Raw genomic sequence first — 17,336 nt, forward strand, 5'->3', positions numbered from 1 at the left:
AAAGTGGCGTAGAGTATCGTTCGGAAGTGCGCTAAGTCAAGGCGGAATCAGCAAGAAACTGGGGGTGCCCGGTTTAGCGGGATGTCTGCCGCGGCCTTTATCACAAGGGGAGGAAGATGATTTGTCCGTGCCACTCCTCGCCTGGTAACGAACCGGCGTCACGCGTGAAGAGCCGCCTGAGATCGGCGAGTTGCGAGACGCTGTCGGAGGTCACCCAAGAAACCGGTGTGCCGTCTCTGTAAATCCTTCCCTTACGCGGGCCGTAGGGGGCTGGAGTTCAGCGATCGGCATAGCGCCGTCCATCTACCTCTGCACATACAGGGACCCTGCACGCCGTCATTGCGCCGCTTCGGCGCAGCTTTAAAGGCGTGGAGGGGGATAATAAATTGTGACAAGCGGCGGTGGCGGGTCGTCGCATTATGCCGGCGGCGAACTTCGCCCCCTGCGGCCCGAGCCTCCTCACGCCCCGTGGCACTTCTTATATTTCTTGCCGCTTCCGCAGGGGCAGGGATCGTTGCGACCGACTTTCTCGTCGCTGCGGTGGACGGTCTGCTGAGGGGCGGCCGGTTCTTCGCCGCGGTTCAACGTCAACTTGGGCTGCGGGCGGGAGATGACCGGCGGAGGCGGCGCGTCGGGCGCCGGGCCTTCGTGTCTGACGGCCTGTACGCGGAAGAGCCGCTCCAAGGCATCCGACTTGATCCGCTGCATCATGCCGGCGAACAGGTCGTACCCTTCCTTCTTATACTCGATCAGCGGATCTTTCTGGCCGTAGCCGCGCAGGCCGATGCCGTCACGGAGGTGGTCCATCGCCAGCAGGTGATCTTTCCAATGGTGGTCGATGACCTGCAGCATGAAGGTCTTTTCCAGGAAGCGCATCAAGTCGGAGCCGAGTTCCTGTTCCTTGCGCTCGTAGCCTTCATGCACGAGTTTTTTCAAATCGTCGGCCAGGGCGTCGCGGCCGAGATCCCGCAACGACGCCCCCTCGTCGTGTTTCCCCTGCGTGATGTCGAGGCCGAATTGGCCCTGCATCATCTCGACGAGGCCTTTCATGTCCCATTCTTCGGGGTACTGTTCGGCCGGGCAATAGACGGTCATGGCGGAGTCCACCATGTCGTCCATCATGTCGCGAATGTCGTCCTTGAGATTCTGGCCGGCCAAGACGGCATGGCGGTGCTGGTAGATCACCTCCCGCTGTTTGTTCATCACGTCGTCGTACTCGAGGAGCTGTTTGCGGATTTCGAAGTTGTGCGCCTCGACCTTCTTCTGCGCGTTGGCGATGGCGCGGGTGACCATGCCGTGTTCGATCGGCACGCCTTCTTCCATGCCGAGCTTCAGCATCAACTGCGAGACGCGCTCGGAGGCGAAGATCCGCATCAAATCGTCTTCCAGCGACAGATAGAAACGCGAGGAGCCGGGATCGCCTTGCCGGCCGGCGCGGCCGCGCAGCTGGTTGTCGATCCGGCGGCTTTCGTGCCGTTCGGTGCCGAGAATATGAAGCCCGCCGGCTGCGACCACTTCCTGCTTGTCCTTTTCGCACTCGGCCTTGATCTGTTCGTACACTTCGAGCTTGCGTTCTTCCGGCAGGCCGTCCTCGCGATAGAGGACTTGCTTGAACAGAAAGTCCGGATTGCCGCCCAGGAGAATGTCCGTGCCGCGGCCCGCCATGTTGGTCGCGATGGTGACGGCGCCTTTGCGGCCGGCTTGCGCCACGATCTCGGCTTCCTTCTCGTGGAATTTCGCGTTCAACACGTTGTGCTTCACGCCGGTGCGGCTCAACAGCCCCGACAGCCGCTCGGACTTTTCAATTGAGATCGTGCCGACCAGCACCGGCTGCCCGGTTTTGTTGCACTCCTTGATTTCTTCGACGATCGCCGCGAACTTTTCCTTCTCCGTCCGATACACCACGTCGGCGTAGTCGATCCGGATCATCTTACGGTTCGTCGGCACCACGTTCACGTCGAGGTTGTAGATCTTGGCGAACTCGCCCGCCTCGGTGTCGGCGGTGCCCGTCATGCCGGCGAGCTTTTTATACATCCGGAAATAGTTCTGGAAGGTCACGGAAGCGAGCGTCTGGTTTTCGTTCGCGATCTTGACGCCTTCCTTCGCCTCCACCGCCTGGTGCAACCCGTCGCTCCAGCGGCGGCCCGGCATGAGGCGGCCGGTGAATTCGTCGACGATGATGACTTCGCCGTCTTTCACCACGTAGTCCACGTCGCGCTTGTACAAGGCATGGGCCTGCAGGGCTTTGACGACGTGGTGCACCATGTCCATGTTCGCCGGATCGTACAGGTTATCCACGCCGAGGAGTTTCTCGACGCGGGCGTTGCCTTCTTCCGTGAGCGAGGCGGTCTTGGTCTTTTCCTCGATCGTGTAGTCCTGCTCCGGCTTGAGCTGCGGGATGATGGCGTTAATGCGGTAATAGAGGTCCGTCGTCTGGTCGGTGGGGCCCGAGATGATGAGCGGCGTGCGGGCCTCGTCGATCAAAATGCTGTCCACCTCATCGACGATGGCGTAGTTCAGCTCGCGCTGCACACACTGGCTGAGGTCGCTGACGATCAAATTGTCGCGCAGGTAGTCGAACCCGTATTCGTTGTTGGTGCCGTAGGTGATGTCGGCGCGGTAGGCCTCCTGCCGGGTGCAGGGGCGGAGCGACTGGAGCCGCTTGTCGGACGCGTCGTACGTCGGATCGAAGAGAAACGAGGCGTCGTGCTGGATGACGCCGACCGACAGACCGAGCGCATGGTACAACTGTCCCATCCATTGCGCGTCGCGTTTGGCCAGGTAGTCGTTCACGGTCACGAGGTGGGCGCCTTTGCCTTCCAGGGCGTTCAGGTACATGGGGAGCGTCGCGACGAGCGTTTTCCCTTCGCCCGTCTTCATTTCCGCGATGCGGCCTTTGTGGAGAATCATGCCGCCGATCAACTGCACGTCGAAGTGCCGCATGTTCAGCTTGCGGCGCGACATTTCCCGGCAGACCGCGAACGCTTCCGGCAAAATGTCGTCGAGCGTTTCGCCGGCCGCGAGGCGCTTCTTGAAATCCTGCGTCTTGTCGACGAGCGCTTGGTCGGACAGCGGCGTCAAGCTCGATTCCAAGGCGTTGATGCGCTCCACGATCGGCATCAACGCTTTGATTTCACGATCGTTCTTGCTGCCGAAGATGAGATTGAGAAGTTGTGTCAGCATGCCGGTTCCATGTGGCGAGTACTCGCGCGGTTCTGTGGAATATCGAGGAAGTATACAGCAAACTTTTCTTGAATCCTATCAGGAAGACAAGGGGTTCTGCACGGGGGCATCTTGACTCTTCGGCCGGCGCTCCAGTAGCATTCGCCCCTAAGTTTCCGTTGGTCCAAGACCGATGAATCACGCGCATTGCCGATCAGTCCTCGCTCTTCTGCTCGTGGTGTCCATTGTGATCGTCGGCGGCCTCGCCTCGGCCCAGGCGATCACCCACGAATCGCATCACGCGCATCATCAGAAAGCGACGCACGGCACCGTCCTCTGCTCCTGGATGTGCGCCGCCGGACAGGCGGTGGACGGCATCGCGGCGCCCCTGCTTGTGGCCCAATACCCGGTCGCTCCCTCTCAGCACATCACCGCTCTCTTTTTTCCGCAGGTCGCGCTCGATAGCGTCGCGACACGCGGTCCGCCGTTTCTTCCCGCGCGCTAACCCATCCTGATAATGGTGTTTGGGTCCTGTGCCGGCTGTGTCCGGTGGAGGACGTCCCCCGGCAGGATTTCCATAGTTCGATGTCAGCGTAAAGCGCGGCCGTGCGAGGGATGAAATGATCGACGCAATCCGACCGGAAGCCATTCATTCGAAACAGATGATGCAAGGGTGGAGTGTGTCCTTGCTCCTGCATCTGGGCCTGGTCTTCGTCGCCGCGACGATGCTTCCCAAAATGACGATCGTGCTGGAGCAAGAGCCGTTCCGATGGGACGTGGCGCTCGTCGAGCCGTCGCAGGAAGATGTACGGCAAGAGAGCCCCGCGCCGGCTTCCCCCGTGCCACCCACGCCCCAGCCGCGCGTGCAACCGGTCCGACCGGTCGAGCCGATCCATGAAACGGAGATGCCCAGAGTTGCCTCCCGGCAGAGCGTGGAGATGTCCCATCCGGTTATCGAGCCGCAGAAACGAGAGCCGGTTCAAGAGCCGGTTCATGAAATGGTTCAGGCGCAGGTGAAGCCGATTGAACCGCAAGAAGTCCAGAAGGCGGAGGTGAAAGAGCCGGAGCCCGTCCTTAAGGAAGTCGCCAAGCAAGAGGCCAAAGAGCCGGTTCGAGAAGTCGCACCGGTGGCTGAACCGGTTGCGCCGGCCTATACGTATCAGGCGCCTACCCCGGAACAGGAGCGATCGGCTGCTGTGGCGAGTGTCCCGCCCGCGCCGGTGGCAGAGCCGGCTCCGCCTGCTCCTGCTGCCGCTCCGGCGGTACCAGCACAGCCAGCTCAGAAAGCCATAGAGGAGTCACCTCTGCCCGTTGCTGCGCCCTCGGCGAATGCCACCGCCTCCGAGCCTCCCACTCAAATTGCCAAGCTGGCGCCGCAGGCGTCGCCCCCTGCTCACTCGCAGGCGGCGGAGCCCAAAGCCGATCACCGATGGGTGGGAGAATCACTCTGGCGGCGCGTGGCCGAGCTGAAACGCTATCCGACGTCCGCGCGATTGAACGGCCTCGAGGGACGCGTAGTGTTGAAAGCCGTCATTCGATCGGATGGGCAGTTGGCTGAAGTGACTGTGGTCAAAAGCTCAGGCCATGCGGTGCTCGATGCCGCGGCGATGGAGGCGGTGAAGTTGGCGTGCCCATTACACATGAAGCATCCGATCGGCCCGCCACAGATCGTCGTCAGTCTGCCGATCGTCTACAGCTTGGCAAACTAGGTGCCTGATGATCCATGGCCCGTCATCTCTCCTCGGTGCCGCGCTGCTCACCGTTCCCTTGGTGATCTCCACGGCGGCGGCGGAATCGCAGGTCGCTCTCGGCCAGAAATCCGTCACCACCCATCATGTGAAAAATGTGGTCGGTCCGTCTGTGCAAATCGACGAGCAGGGTTTCGTCTCCGCCGCCTGGGTGGAAGAGGACAAGGACACGCGCACGATCTTTTTCGCGCGGTCGGACACACCCGGTGGCCCGTTGGGCCGGTCCGTTCGGGTCAACGCCCCATCTGAGAACCCCTACTACCGCCAGGAAGCGCCGGCCCTGGTCGTGCGCGGGAATGATGTCTTCGTCACCTGGTCGCTCACCCATCCGAAGATGACACCCGATAAGCCGTTCTCCGGCGAGCTGCGGCTCAGCCGATCGAGCGACGGTGGACAGACGTTCGCGCCCTCCATCCTGGTCAACGACGACGAGCAAGTCATCCAACATACCTTCGATGCCATCAATCTGGCGACGGACGGTGTGCTGCACTTCGCCTGGATCGACGGACGCGAAGGGAAAAAAGAGCCGGGAACCTTCGTGGCGAAATCGACGGACCGTGGCCGTACGGTCACCAAGAACCTCAAGATCGATGACAACACCTGCGTCTGCTGCCGCACGTCATTGGCCACCTCGGCGGACGGCGTCGTCTACGTCGCCTGGCGAAAAATCTTCGAGGGCAACGTGCGCGAAACGGTCGTATCGCACTCGACGGACGGCGGGGCGACGTTTTCTCCTGCGACGATCGTGGGCCACGACCAGTGGGTGTACGCCGCCTGTCCGCACCGTCCCGCCTCGCTGGGTGTCGACCGGCAGGGGCGGTTGTACGTGGTGTGGTACACCGAGGGCGACGACGAGACGCCGGCGATCTATTTGGCCTACTCCGATGACCGGGGCAAGACCTTCTCCGGCAAAAAACAGCTGAACCGTTCGAAAGGCACCTTCCCCGACCATCCGCAGATGGCGGTCGATCCGGACGGACGCATCGTGGTGATCTGGGAGGAGCAATCACCGGTTCGACGCGAAGTGGTGATGAGCTATTCGTTGGATCGGGGCGGGTCGTTCATCAAGCCGGTGAAGCTCAACGAGAAGAATGGTCAGACTCCGACGGTGTCGGTGAATAGCCGCGGAACAGTCGCGCTGGGGTGGAAAGAACACGCGATGCCGGCCCATCGGCTCGTGCTGCAGACGATGCAATTTCCTTCGACCGACCTTGCCACGAAAGACGGTGGCTCGCATGTGCCCTGAGCGCTGGTTCCGACTCGTACAGACGGCCGTCATAGGAAGCGTCTGCTTTCTGGCGGTCGGCCTTGCGCATTCCGGCTCTCCACACAAGGACCTGTTTGCGGATCTCAAAATCAGCCGCACGACCGGCGCTCCATCTGCGCCGTTCGACTTGAAATCTCTCGACGGCGAAACCGTACGGTCAGAGGATCTCGCCGGCAAAGTCGTGCTCCTTAATTTTTGGGCGACGTGGTGCGGGCCCTGCAAAGATGAAATGCCCTCGCTCGCGCGGCTCCAACGGCGGCTCGATCCCGAGCGATTCCGTGTGGTGACCATTACGACCGATCTGTACCCGGAGGGGATCAAACAATTCCTCGCCCAACTCGGCATCGGCCTTCCCGTCCTGTTCGACGATGCGCAGGACGTCTCGCGCAGATTCATGGTGCGCGGATTGCCGACGACCGTGCTGCTCGCGCAAGACGGCACGCAGATCGGGCGCGCCGTCGGACCGCGGGCATGGGACAGCGATGAGGCCGTCGCTCTGATCCATCAAGTGCTAGAGGGAGTGAAGTGAGACGGCTCCTCACGCCTCTCGCCATCGGCATGGCGGCCCTCTATCTGGCCCTGGCGCTCGGTGCCGCCGGATGTCTCCTGTCGCATTCCCAAGAGGGGGCTCTTCCCCATCATCCCCATCAGTCGCATGTCGGCCATTCCGCCTTCTGCGCCTGGGCCTGCCAAGCCAATCCGGCCGTCGGTCTGCCGGTGCCGGCGCCGCCGGCTGTGGTGTTACAGCTTGTCGCGCTGATGGTCGTCGTACGCAGTTCCATGGTCGCGCGCGTCGCGGCGCGCGCGTTCCGCTCCCGCGCTCCTCCTCGCTGACTTTTCACGAACCGACACATTCACTCGATGCGGCGACTCCGCGGGGCGGCGGCGTTTCCGCGCGTCATCATCCGTCGTTATGTAAGGAGCAAGCAAATCATGGGGGCATGGAGATCTGTGTGGGCGCCTCACGTCGCCGCCGCGGCGCTGGTGGTAGGTCTAACGGGCACGGCCGGTCTGGCGCAAGACGTGACCGCACCGGCCGGCGAAGCGGCCACTCCGCGCGAGCGGGAACTACGGGATCAACTCAAGAATATTTTGCAGGAACTGGACGAGATCGGTCAGGCAAAGCAGCAGCGGAAGCCGGAAGCGGAACAGTCGCCGGTTGTAAGAGAAAAGGTCGAGCCGGCGGTCTCCGAGGCTCCGGAGGATATCCCGCACTACGAACTGGCCGACATGAGCATTGTCAGCAAGCGATTCCAAAAGCGGTCGGAGGGTGTCTCATTCGCCGCTACGGTCGCGGCTGAAACCGATTCCCAGCCGACGAGGACGTTGCGAGAGTCGATGGAATCGCTGCCGGGCGTCATTCTCCGGCAAGCCAACGGGCCCCGAGACTTCAGCATTTCAATCAGAGGATCAGGAGTCAAGACCACGTTTGCCGTGCGCGATGTGAAATTGTATGAGGACGGATTCATACAGACCCAATCCGATGGCTTGTCGAGGCTTGATATCCATGATCCCTGGTTCATGCGCAGTGTAGAGGTGATCAGAGGAGCCTCATCTTCGCTCTACGACAATTATGCACTGGGCGGCATGGTGCATTTCCGAACCAGACGTGGCAGCGACATCAATGGATTTGAAAGCTTTCTCAGCGGTGGCTCTTATGGGTACCAAAAATACGCGTTTGCTGTCGGTCAACAGTTCCAGAACATGGACATTTCGCTGTTCGCCAGCAACGTGGCAGAGGATGGTTTCATTCGCCACAGCGCGTATGATACGCAAACCTTGAACTTTAATTTTCGGACGACGATCGATGACCATCAAAGCTTCTATTTCAAGGCGATCACTAACTGGCTGGACGCGAAGGTGCCGACCCGTCTGACGTTGGCTCAATTTGCTGCGGATCACCGCCAAGCCGGCGGCATCAACAATGCGACGAACGCCATCCTCCTCGCGCAGCGCCGCCTGGATCGAAGGACCATCGTGGGGGGCATCTATGAGAACCAGTTGAACGCCAACACCGTCCTCACAATGGAAGCTGATTACGATGTGAAGGATATCAATCAATCCTTCACCCAGATCATCGACAACGTCAATCCGAACTACAAACATTACACCGATTTGCGGCACGACGGGCGTCTCGGCGACATGCCGCTGCGGAGCTACGTGGGATTCTTTGTGAACAATATGGAGCAAGAAGGGCAGACCTTCGCAAATCAGCAGGATTTCTTTGGCACGCGCGGCACGTTGCTGCAGAACAACCGTGGCACCATCAGAAATATCGGAGGGCGGTTTCGGGAGGAATTACAGTTCGTGCCCAAATGGACACTCGCGGCCGGTCTGGGATTTGAGCAATCACAAGTTAGTGTACAGACGATCAATTACACGGGCGGAGCAGTGAGTGGCCGGGTCAGCGCGGATCGCACGTTTTACAATTGGGCTCCTGAGATGTCACTGACGTGGAAGCCGACTGAAGAGCAGCGGCATTGGATCCGGGGGTCCACCGGTTATGCCATTCCCGGATTCGGCAATTTGACGACAAATCCATTCACCGGCCTAGCAGGGACGAACTTCGATTTGAAACCGCAAAAAAACCTGAACGTCGAGATCGGGACCGAATCAAAACTGCACAAGACCTTCATGGTCCAGTTGACCGGGTTCTGGGTATTCTTCAAGAACGAAATAATCACCCAAGTGGTATCGACAACCGGAGGAACGGCTTCCATCAATGCCGATAGCTCAGAGTATCGTGGCATCGAAGCGTTCTATGATTGGCGTCCTGGGGATGGATGGCGGCTCTCAGGTGCCTATACACATATCGATGCTCGTTACATCAATTTCACTGATCGATTCCTGGTTGGCGGCGTGCCGACTCCCTTCGTGCGCGATGGGAAAGCCGTTCCAAATGTGCCAACAGACGTCCTCAACGCGAAGGTGGAATACGAGCACTTTCCGACCGGTTGGGGAGGGTGGGCCGAAACCAGCTACTACAATAGTTACTTCTTGAATAACAATAACACCGTGGGCATCCCGGCCTACTGGATTGTGACGCTGAACCTCCACAAGAATGTCGAAGTTTCAAACAACAAATGGATCCGATTCGCAAAATTCTATGTCCAGATCGATAATCTTGCCGACAAGAAATATGCTGCGTCTGGGAACGTGGTGGCGGACAGTACGCCGGATGCACAAAAGACGCTCTTCTTCGCCGGCTACGGGCGGGCCATCTACGGCGGCGTGACGCTGGGATTGTTTTAAGGTAACGAAGCGGATGTGAGTGCGGCAGCGAGGGGCGCCGCATTGATTTTATTCTCCCTCGACGTTTATAGTCCGGGATCACGCCGTCATGGGGAGGATGGATGGAGAGGATCGGTTCCGCCCGAAACTTCAACATCGTCCCTTTGCTTGGCGTGATCGCCGGATGTGCCCTGGCCCTCTCCGTCCATGTCGCTGCCGCGACTCCGCCGGATCCTCTCGAACAAGGCGCGGCGCTGCTGCGGCAGGGAGACCTCAAGGGGGCTGAAGAGGCGGCGAAGAAGGCAATCCATCTCCGTCCCTCCTCGGCCGAAGCGCACCATCTACTCGGGGTGGTGCTCTTTCAAGCCCGCAAGCCGACTGAGGCGGCGGACGCCTTTCTCCACGCGCTCAAATTGAAGCCCGGGTATGCCGAGGCGCTGAACGATCTGGCCGAGGTCTATCTGGCGCAGGGCAAGTCGGTGGAGGCGGAGCAGACGCTGGCGCGGGCCATCGAGGCGGATCCCAAACAGGCCGACTCGTACCTCGATTTAGCGAAGCTTCGTCTCCAGCGGCGCGACGAGACGGGCGCGAAGAAGCTCTATCAAGATCTGCTCAAGGTGATGCCCGCGCAGCAGGACGCCCTCTTCGAGCTGGCGACGCTGTACGACAATCTCGGCGACATCAAAGCCGCGCGGGACACCCTCAACCGCCTGACCAAGGCCAACCCCAAGCATGCCAACGCCTGGTACTTGAACGGCCGGATCGCCGAGCGGAACAACGAATTGGCGGAAGCCGCCTATGCCTATAAGCAAGCGATCGCCGCCAAACCGGATCTCGTCGACGCGCATTACAACCTGGGGTTCCTCTACCGCAGCCAAAACAAACCGCACGAGGCCGAACGGGAATTCCTGGAAGTGCTCCGGTATCGGCCCGAGTACGCCGAAGCCCACATGAATTTGGGCGTCATCTACACCAGCTTGAGCCAACTGGAGGACGCCGAGCGCGCCTATGAACGGGCCGTCTCCCTGAAGCCGGATTACGCCGAGGCCCATTACAATCTGGGCGTGTTCTACGAGCTGCATCGCAAAGACATGCCGAAGGCCTTGGCGCAATACCGGAAATATCGAGAGCTGGGCGGGCGGGATGACCGGGTCGAGCGGATCGTGGGTTCGACGTTCAGATGAGGCGAGACGGGCGGGACATGCGAGAGCGGCGAGAGGCGTCCCAACTGACAACGAGTCTTGCTCGTCGCGCCTTTCTCGCCCGTCTCGCTCACCAATACGGATACGGTCGCCAGTACGGGCCCCAAAAGGGTCTCGGACCCATGTAGGGGTAGGGGGCCATCCGAACCGGCTGGTCTTCCCGCTGCCACACGCGCAGGTTCTTGATCTCCACCAGCGGATAGATATAGTCCGTCTCATCAAGCGGCAAGGTCACCGATCCCGTCAGGTCTCCGTGCACAGTGATCAGCGTCCCCGGTGGAATCGTGGCGGGATCGAGAAACTCCCGCTGCATCGCCACAAAACGGCCTTCCGACTCGCTCAGGTTCGGAATCGGCTGCAGGGACGACGCCAGCGGCAACTGCAATATTTCGATCCGCGTGCCGTCCTTCAGCCGGCGTGCCGCCAAGACCTGGCCACCGAACGTGACCGCTCGGCCTTGGAAGGCTTCGGGAGCGGCTTTGATCTGCGTGAAGCCGATTTGCGGAGCGGGCAACGCCGGTTGGTCCGCCTCGTCGGTGGAGGCGCAACCGCACAACATCAACAACGAAGAGGCCAACAGCAGCGGCCGGCGTCCGTGCATGGGGCGCATTATAGCAAAGGACGACAAGTCCGAGTATGTTATAGCGGACAACAGTTGTTCAGCCTTTGCAAAGGAGTGTGACATGACAGGGTTCTCTCTCGTTCGATGGGGGGCGATGGCTGCGGTAGTCGGCGCGTGTCTGTTCGGAGGGCTGAGAACGATCGACGTGGCCCGAGCGGAGCTCAAGGGCAAGTACGAGCTGCTCAAGGACGAGCCATCGACGCACCAGAAGGGCAAAGTCAAAATCGTCGAGTTCGCCGATTTCTATTGTCCGCACTGCCACCATTTCGAGGAAACCGGCGTTCCGCTGCTCGTCAAGGAATTCGGCAACAAGATCGAGATCACCATGGTCGGGTTCCCGGTCATCCGCGGCAAATTGCCGACGGCGTTCGATATGTACGAGCAGGCCAAGAGCATGGGCAAGGGCCACGAGATGAAGGCCGTGCTGTTCCGCACGATTCACAAAGACAAGATCGACGGCGTGCTCGACCGCTCCATTCGCGCCCTGCTGATCAAAGAAGTGGGGCTGGACGTGGCGGCTTTCGAAGCGGGGCTCGAAAGCGGCAAGCCGGCGAAAGCGTTCGAGGACGGTCGCCGGTGGGGCGAACGGGTCAAGCTCACGTCGACACCGTCGTTGCTGCTCGACGGCAACATCAAAGTGGATGGCGCCAATATGACGGCCGAGAACGTCATCACCGTGATCCGCAGCATCCTGGAGCAGGACGCGAAGAAGTAAGCACGGCGCGCGACGGCGTCGTATCGAATTATGAGTGCGCCATGCCGGCCCGCGTGATAGTCTGGCCGGCGTTATCGAGAAACCCCGAGACAACGTGAAGGAGTCGTGACGTGGCCGTGAAGAGACTGGTACGGATGCTGGTGGCGGGGCTGTTCCTCTGCGGCCTGTCGTCCCCCGATTCCAGCGTGGCGGCCGGCCATCTCTTGCCGGTGGCCAACGGCCACGATCTCCAAAGCCAAGTCAAATCCACCGCGACGAAGGTCATTCCTGCGGTCGTCAGCATCGCCTCCACGGTCATGGTGCGCGATCAGGCCTTCAGCGACGAGACCCTGCCCTTCGGTCTGTTCAAGGAGCCGCCGGCGCGGCGCCAGTACGGCCAGGGATCCGGGGTGATCGTGTCGTCCGACGGCTACATCGTCACGAACAATCACGTGGTGGCCGACGCGGTCGACGTCGAGGTGATCCTGGCCGACCGCCGGCAATACAAAGGCAAAGTGGTCGCCACGGATCCCAAGACCGACGTGGCGGTCGTGAAGATCAACGCGACGAATCTCCCGACCGTGCCGTGGGGCGATTCGAGCAATCTCGCCGTCGGGGATTTCGTTCTCGCCATCGGCAATCCGCTCGGGCTGAGCCGCACGGTCACCTTCGGCATCGTGAGCGCGGTCGGCCGCGCGGATGTGGGCGTGGCGGACTTCGAGGATTTCATCCAGACCGATGCGCCGATCAACCCCGGCAACTCCGGCGGGGCACTGGTGAATATCCATGGCGAGTTGGTCGGCATCAACACGGCGATTGCGAGTCCCACCGGCGGCAGCGTCGGCGTCGGGTTCGCGATTCCCAGCAACATGGCGCGCGCCGCCATGCAGAGTTTGATCAAGACGGGCCGTGTCGTGCGGGGATTCCTCGGCGCCTCCACGCAGGATGTGACTCCGCCATTGGGGAAAATTTTCCGGCTGCCCGACGTGAAGGGCGCCATCGTCACCGACGTCCAGGCGAAGGGATCCGCCGAACGAGCCGGTCTCAAGCGCGGCGATGTCGTCGTGCGGTTCGACGGCCGCGATGTGATGGACAGCGGGCAACTCCGCAATCTGGTCGCGCAGGCGGCCATCGGCAGCAAACACCGGCTCGATCTCATCCGCGACGGCAAGGCCTATCAAGCCGAGCTCGTCGTCCAGGAAGCGCCTCGCGAGCGGGTGAAGAAGGCGCAGGCGGCCGCCGCTGCAGCGACAGCCCATCCGCTGTCCGGTGTCGTCTTCGACGAAGTGACGCCTCCATTGGCGAGGCAAATGGATCTGGCGGTCAACAGCGGCGTCGTCGTCACCGATATCGAAGAGGGCAGCCTGGCGGAAGCGTCGGGTCTCCAGCCCGGCGACGTGGTCCTGGAATTGAACCGGCAGCCGATCAACAACTTCAACACCTTCCAACGCCTCGCCGATCCGCTCAAACCCACCGACCTCGCGCTCCTGCTGGTCAACCGGCAGGGGAACGTCCTCTACATTCCCGTTCAAGGGGAGTAAGCCGCTTCGCGGTCTGGGGCGTGATCGCCCTGCTGATCGCGGTCTTTCCGGCCAACATTCACATGGCCGTCTATCCGGAGCAGTTTCCCGGATCTAATGCCGCGCTGTTATGGGCTCGGCTCCCTGTCCAAGGGCTGCTGGTCGTCTGGGCGTACCGGTACACGCATGCTCGGACGTCAGGGCTGTGGCCACAAACTCCCGTATGTCTCGCCGGATCTCGCGATCGCTCACCAACGCGCTGTGCTCGGCCTCGTAGATTCGGCGCGTCACCGCAAATCGTTCGAGAAAGGCGGCGGGTACGGCGCTCGACGCGGCTGTGACGGTCCCATCGCCGTCTTGTGACACGCTTGCTCCTCTCTCCCGGACCGATGAGGGAAGCGCGTCTTCATTGAAACGGATGGACGCTGGCCCGGTCTGGCCTTCGTCGAAGTATCCGCTCGCCAAGGTGGCTTGTCCTCGGCCGGCCACCGACAGCAAAGGCGCCGTTGTGGGCTGCCCGCCGATCGAAGGAGCTTGCAACAGGTCGTGGAAGCGTCGAGCCCGCTTGAGCCATGTGTCGATGTAAGCCCATCGCCTGTCGGCAATACCGGGAGCGCGCGCGCCTTTCTCCCGCAGCAGGCCCCACCGATAGCGAGACCAATTCCGGCTGTCGCCGATCAACCCTCGCCGCTCGGTCCCGTCTTCCGCGAGCAACCGGTCGGAATCCGCGTAGGGGAGGATATAGTAGCTTGCCGGAAACGACGAGACGGCTTCGAAGTTCAGCAAGGTCTTGTTGAACCCGATCGGCCGGCCGTAGGTCATGTTGCGGAACGTGGTCATGGAGCCGCCGAAGGGCACGCCGGCCAGCACCGTCGCGGTCACGCGCGCGGCACCGGCCCACGTCTCCACCGCGCTGTCGGGATCCTGGACGCCGTAGCGCAGGTAATAGCTCGCGATGAGCCCGCCCATGCTGTGGGCGACCAGCGCGATGCGTTCGATGCCGGCGCGTTGTAATCCGGTGATAGCGTCGTGGAGGCGGGCCACCGGGACCATCAGGTCCCCGCGCCAATCGTAGTCCAACGCGACGGCGGTCAGTCCCGCTTCATGGAACGTGTTGAGGATCGTGTCGTAGGCTTCGATGTCATAGAGCCCCGGCAGGACGGAAATGCGGCGGAGAATGCCGTCCGGCCGGAGGCGTGATCCCTCCAAACCCAGATCGGCAAGGGGAAGAGTCAGCGGTTCACCGCCGCCGAACGCCTGTCCTGCCGACAGCCAGAGGAGCTTCCCGTCGGCGATGCGGATCAATCTGGTCCCGTAGTATCCCGGGATGAGGATCACGGCGGAACGGGTGGCGGTCTCCGGTTCGACCTGAGGAATGTCCCTCGCGCACCCATCGGCAGCCAAGACGACGAGGAGCAGAAGTCCGCATCGCCACTGGCAGCCCATGCCGTACCAACGAGGTCCGTCAGGCAGCGCGGCGCTTTCGCCGGGCCGCCTTGGCGGAAGACCTTTGAGACTCGCCTCGTTCATCAGCGACACCCACGGATTGTTCCGGTCCGTGAAGTTCGCCCCTCCATGCAGCTAAAGAATGCCCAGCCGCAGATCGAAGGCGCGTTCGAGAAACCAGATGAGGCTGATCGCCGCGATGACATAGGAGCCGGGCACGAGGATCAGCCGCGGGTAGCTCCACGAATGCCGCAACAAGAAGGCGGGAGGAATGACGAGGCCTACACAGGCCAGTTGGCCGAGTTCAACGCCGGCATTGAAGCTCACCAGACTGAGCAGCAGCGATCCCTGCGGCAACCCCAAATCGCTCAAGGCGCCGGCAAATCCAAATCCATGGACGAGTCCGAAGCCGAAGGCGACGAGCCAACGGCGGCTCAGGAGGCGTGGATACAGGTTGGCGAGCGCCGCCACTGCGACCGACAGCGCAATGACGGATTCGACGAGCCGCGACGGAACTTCAATCAGGCCCAATGCCGCCAGGGTCAGCGTAATGGAATGGGCGGCCGTGAACGCCGTCACGATGCCGACCACGTCCCAGAGGGCCGCTTGAAAGCCGGAGATCGCCTTCCACCCGGTCCCGTCGCGAGTCAACACGGAGGGAAGCAGCAACGCCAGTAGGAACAGCAGATGATCGTACCCCGTCCAGATATGCCACATCCCTTCCCTCGCATATTGACGGATCTGCCGCCAGCGCGAGCTTTGTCCGATCGTAAAGCGTTGTATGGGAGATTCCGAGCTGAAGATTGCAGCCTGAGTGCTCGCGGATTGCCTCAGCCGCAAGAGTCCTTTGTGTTGGGCATCCAGATCGAAGAGCAGCCGATAATCCGCCGTGAGTTCGGAGATGGCCTCCGCACAAACTGCAGTGAAGCGCAGGACCCCGTACGTGCCGTCGGTATGGTCGTCGATCAGGTGCTCGGTGGCTGTCGACGGGCAAACCACTCCGCCGGAGCGCAGGGTCAGTCGTGACAGGGCATAGGCGGCGATGTCCTGATGTTTCGCGCGCACTTCTCCCCAGGTCATCGATCCATCGTCGTCGGTGTCCAATCCGAGAGCCAGGTCCAAGTCGCGCAAGGCGATGTCCCACCGGCCCTCGATTCGATCGTCCTGCACGGTGATGGAGAGATAGCTGTCGCTGGGCTTGTGGGCCCAGGCCGGTACACCGATCAGAAGCAGTGCCAGAATCAGGCTCCCACGTTTCATGATGTCCATCCTGGAAACTTGGCCGCCAACAGTCTTAGCCGTTGATCTTCGATATGGTGGCGCTTCAGCCAGTCCAGCACCGGAGCGGCTTCGCGCAGCTTGCCCGAGGCCAGCGCGCTCGCGAGGAGCAGGCGGGCATCCCACGGTTCTCGTTGGATCGCCCAGTTGGCTTGAGCCAAGGCAAGCGCCCTGTCGGGCTCGCGGAGCAAGGCCAGCGTGAACCGCGCTTCTTCGCGCAGGTGCAGGCTCCCGCCTCGTTCCCGCGCCGCGGCGAATCGAGCGGCGAGCATGGTCCTATGGTCATTCTCAGCCGGCAGACCGAGCGAGTGCTCCGCCAGCGCCAGGCGCAAAAGTAAGCCGTCTGCACGGACCTCGTTCTGCAACAGCGCAAGCACTTCGCGCGGCCGATCGTGATCCAGCAGAAAGTCCGCATAGGCGCCGAGCACATAGTGATCTTTCCCGGCGAGACGCAGGGCTTCGGTGAAAAAACGCTCCGCTTCTGGAGCGGCTCCGGTCCGTTCGCTCATTTCCGCCAGAATGGTGAGCAGCCACACTCGTTCCGCGGCCGGGAGGCCGGGCCGGCTCAATGTACGTTTCAATGATTCCCGCGCGGCCTGGGATTGTCCGGTCAAGCCGGCGAGGTCCGCGGCGCAGGCCAGCGCAACATGGCGGGCCGCCAGTCGCACGAGAACCTGGCACGAGCGCCGCGCGTCGCCGTACCGGCCCTGGACTTGGAGAATGGTCGCTTTCGTGAGCCAGGCCTGGGCGTGAGCCGGTTGGCGCTGGATCAGCCGATCGAGGTCGGTCAGCGCCTGATCGAACTCATGCAGGCGTTGGCGGATCGTCGCGCGCAACAACAACACGGGCGGCGGCGGAAGCGGTTCGGGCCACCAGGGAGCCAGCGTCGCTTGGGCATGGCCCAGATAGCGGGGATCGCCGTCGGTGCGGCTCAGGTGAAGATAGATGGCGGCGAGTTGCACGGCTTTGGTCAGATCCCGTGGATCGGCCGCGAGCTCTTTGCGCAGGGCTCTCGTCTGCCGCGCAACCGGATCGGCGGCGTTCAGTCTGAGCCGTTCGAGGACGGTCGAGTCCTGCGCCGGGATATACGGTTCGGCCATCAGGGCGGTCTCGCCCACGATCAAACAGCCGAGCATCGCCACGAATGGGCGCCACATGAGGTGTCT

The 17,336-nt window shown here is 61.7% G+C and carries 14 protein-coding genes; 9 read left to right on the forward strand and 5 right to left on the reverse strand.

The window, feature by feature from the left end; translation table 11 throughout:
- Positions 1-459: 459 nt before the first annotated feature.
- Positions 460-3,183, reverse strand: coding sequence for a preprotein translocase subunit SecA (gene secA, locus NITMOv2_RS02505; RefSeq protein WP_053378391.1), 2,724 nt, complete (start codon positions 3,181-3,183; stop codon positions 460-462).
- A 172-nt stretch (positions 3,184-3,355) separates the two neighbouring features.
- Between secA and NITMOv2_RS02510 the strand changes: the two genes are divergently transcribed.
- From NITMOv2_RS02510 to NITMOv2_RS02540, 7 genes are all read left to right on the forward strand, one after another.
- Complete coding sequence (locus NITMOv2_RS02510; RefSeq protein ID WP_053378392.1) at positions 3,356-3,667, forward strand: hypothetical protein; 312 nt, start codon at positions 3,356-3,358, stop codon at positions 3,665-3,667.
- Positions 3,668-3,782: 115 nt separating this feature from the next.
- Positions 3,783-4,871 carry an energy transducer TonB gene (locus NITMOv2_RS02515; RefSeq protein WP_053378393.1) on the forward strand — a complete coding sequence of 363 codons (1,089 nt, stop codon included), beginning with the start codon at positions 3,783-3,785 and terminating at the stop codon, positions 4,869-4,871.
- Positions 4,872-4,878: 7 nt separating this feature from the next.
- The gene (locus tag NITMOv2_RS02520) at positions 4,879-6,156 is read left to right on the forward strand and encodes a sialidase family protein (protein WP_053378394.1); all 1,278 of its coding nucleotides are present in this window, start codon (positions 4,879-4,881) and stop codon (positions 6,154-6,156) included.
- Positions 6,146-6,706, forward strand: coding sequence for a TlpA family protein disulfide reductase (locus tag NITMOv2_RS02525; protein ID WP_053378395.1), 561 nt, complete (start codon positions 6,146-6,148; stop codon positions 6,704-6,706). Before NITMOv2_RS02520 ends, NITMOv2_RS02525 begins: the two co-directional genes overlap by 11 nt.
- The gene (locus NITMOv2_RS02530; RefSeq protein ID WP_053378396.1) at positions 6,703-7,011 is read left to right on the forward strand and encodes a hypothetical protein; all 309 of its coding nucleotides are present in this window, start codon (positions 6,703-6,705) and stop codon (positions 7,009-7,011) included. The genes NITMOv2_RS02525 and NITMOv2_RS02530 overlap by 4 nt, the downstream gene beginning before the upstream one ends.
- Before the next feature lie 99 nt (positions 7,012-7,110).
- The gene (locus tag NITMOv2_RS02535; protein WP_083447697.1) at positions 7,111-9,429 is read left to right on the forward strand and encodes a TonB-dependent receptor family protein; all 2,319 of its coding nucleotides are present in this window, start codon (positions 7,111-7,113) and stop codon (positions 9,427-9,429) included.
- Positions 9,430-9,530: 101 nt separating this feature from the next.
- Positions 9,531-10,592: a tetratricopeptide repeat protein gene (locus NITMOv2_RS02540; protein WP_053378398.1), complete on the forward strand. Its 1,062-nt coding sequence runs from the start codon at positions 9,531-9,533 to the stop codon at positions 10,590-10,592.
- 88 nt (positions 10,593-10,680) lie between these two features.
- Here NITMOv2_RS02540 and NITMOv2_RS02545 read toward each other — a convergent pair whose 3' ends face one another.
- Complete coding sequence (locus NITMOv2_RS02545; RefSeq protein ID WP_053378399.1) at positions 10,681-11,211, reverse strand: Slp family lipoprotein; 531 nt, start codon at positions 11,209-11,211, stop codon at positions 10,681-10,683.
- An 82-nt stretch (positions 11,212-11,293) separates the two neighbouring features.
- Between NITMOv2_RS02545 and NITMOv2_RS02550 the strand changes: the two genes are divergently transcribed.
- Both NITMOv2_RS02550 and NITMOv2_RS02555 read left to right on the forward strand, forming a co-directional pair.
- Positions 11,294-11,947 (forward strand): DsbA family protein, encoded by a 654-nt coding sequence (locus NITMOv2_RS02550; protein ID WP_053378400.1) that lies wholly within the window; start codon positions 11,294-11,296, stop codon positions 11,945-11,947.
- 110 nt (positions 11,948-12,057) lie between these two features.
- Positions 12,058-13,467 (forward strand): Do family serine endopeptidase, encoded by a 1,410-nt coding sequence (locus NITMOv2_RS02555; RefSeq protein WP_145976142.1) that lies wholly within the window; start codon positions 12,058-12,060, stop codon positions 13,465-13,467.
- 93 nt (positions 13,468-13,560) lie between these two features.
- Here NITMOv2_RS02555 and NITMOv2_RS02560 read toward each other — a convergent pair whose 3' ends face one another.
- Genes NITMOv2_RS02560 through NITMOv2_RS02570 form a run of 3 tightly spaced genes read right to left on the reverse strand, consistent with a single transcriptional unit; the run spans position 13,561 to position 17,327 of the window.
- Positions 13,561-14,976: an esterase/lipase family protein gene (locus NITMOv2_RS02560; protein WP_145976143.1), complete on the reverse strand. Its 1,416-nt coding sequence runs from the start codon at positions 14,974-14,976 to the stop codon at positions 13,561-13,563.
- A 51-nt stretch (positions 14,977-15,027) separates the two neighbouring features.
- The gene (locus NITMOv2_RS02565; RefSeq protein ID WP_053378403.1) at positions 15,028-16,152 is read right to left on the reverse strand and encodes a HupE/UreJ family protein; all 1,125 of its coding nucleotides are present in this window, start codon (positions 16,150-16,152) and stop codon (positions 15,028-15,030) included.
- A complete protein-coding gene (locus NITMOv2_RS02570) occupies positions 16,149-17,327 on the reverse strand; it encodes a tetratricopeptide repeat protein (protein WP_053378404.1) in 1,179 nt (392 codons plus the stop codon). Before NITMOv2_RS02570 ends, NITMOv2_RS02565 begins: the two co-directional genes overlap by 4 nt.
- Positions 17,328-17,336: the final 9 nt, after the last annotated feature.

Source organism: Nitrospira moscoviensis (assembly GCF_001273775.1).
Taxonomy (GTDB): domain Bacteria; phylum Nitrospirota; class Nitrospiria; order Nitrospirales; family Nitrospiraceae; genus Nitrospira_D; species Nitrospira_D moscoviensis.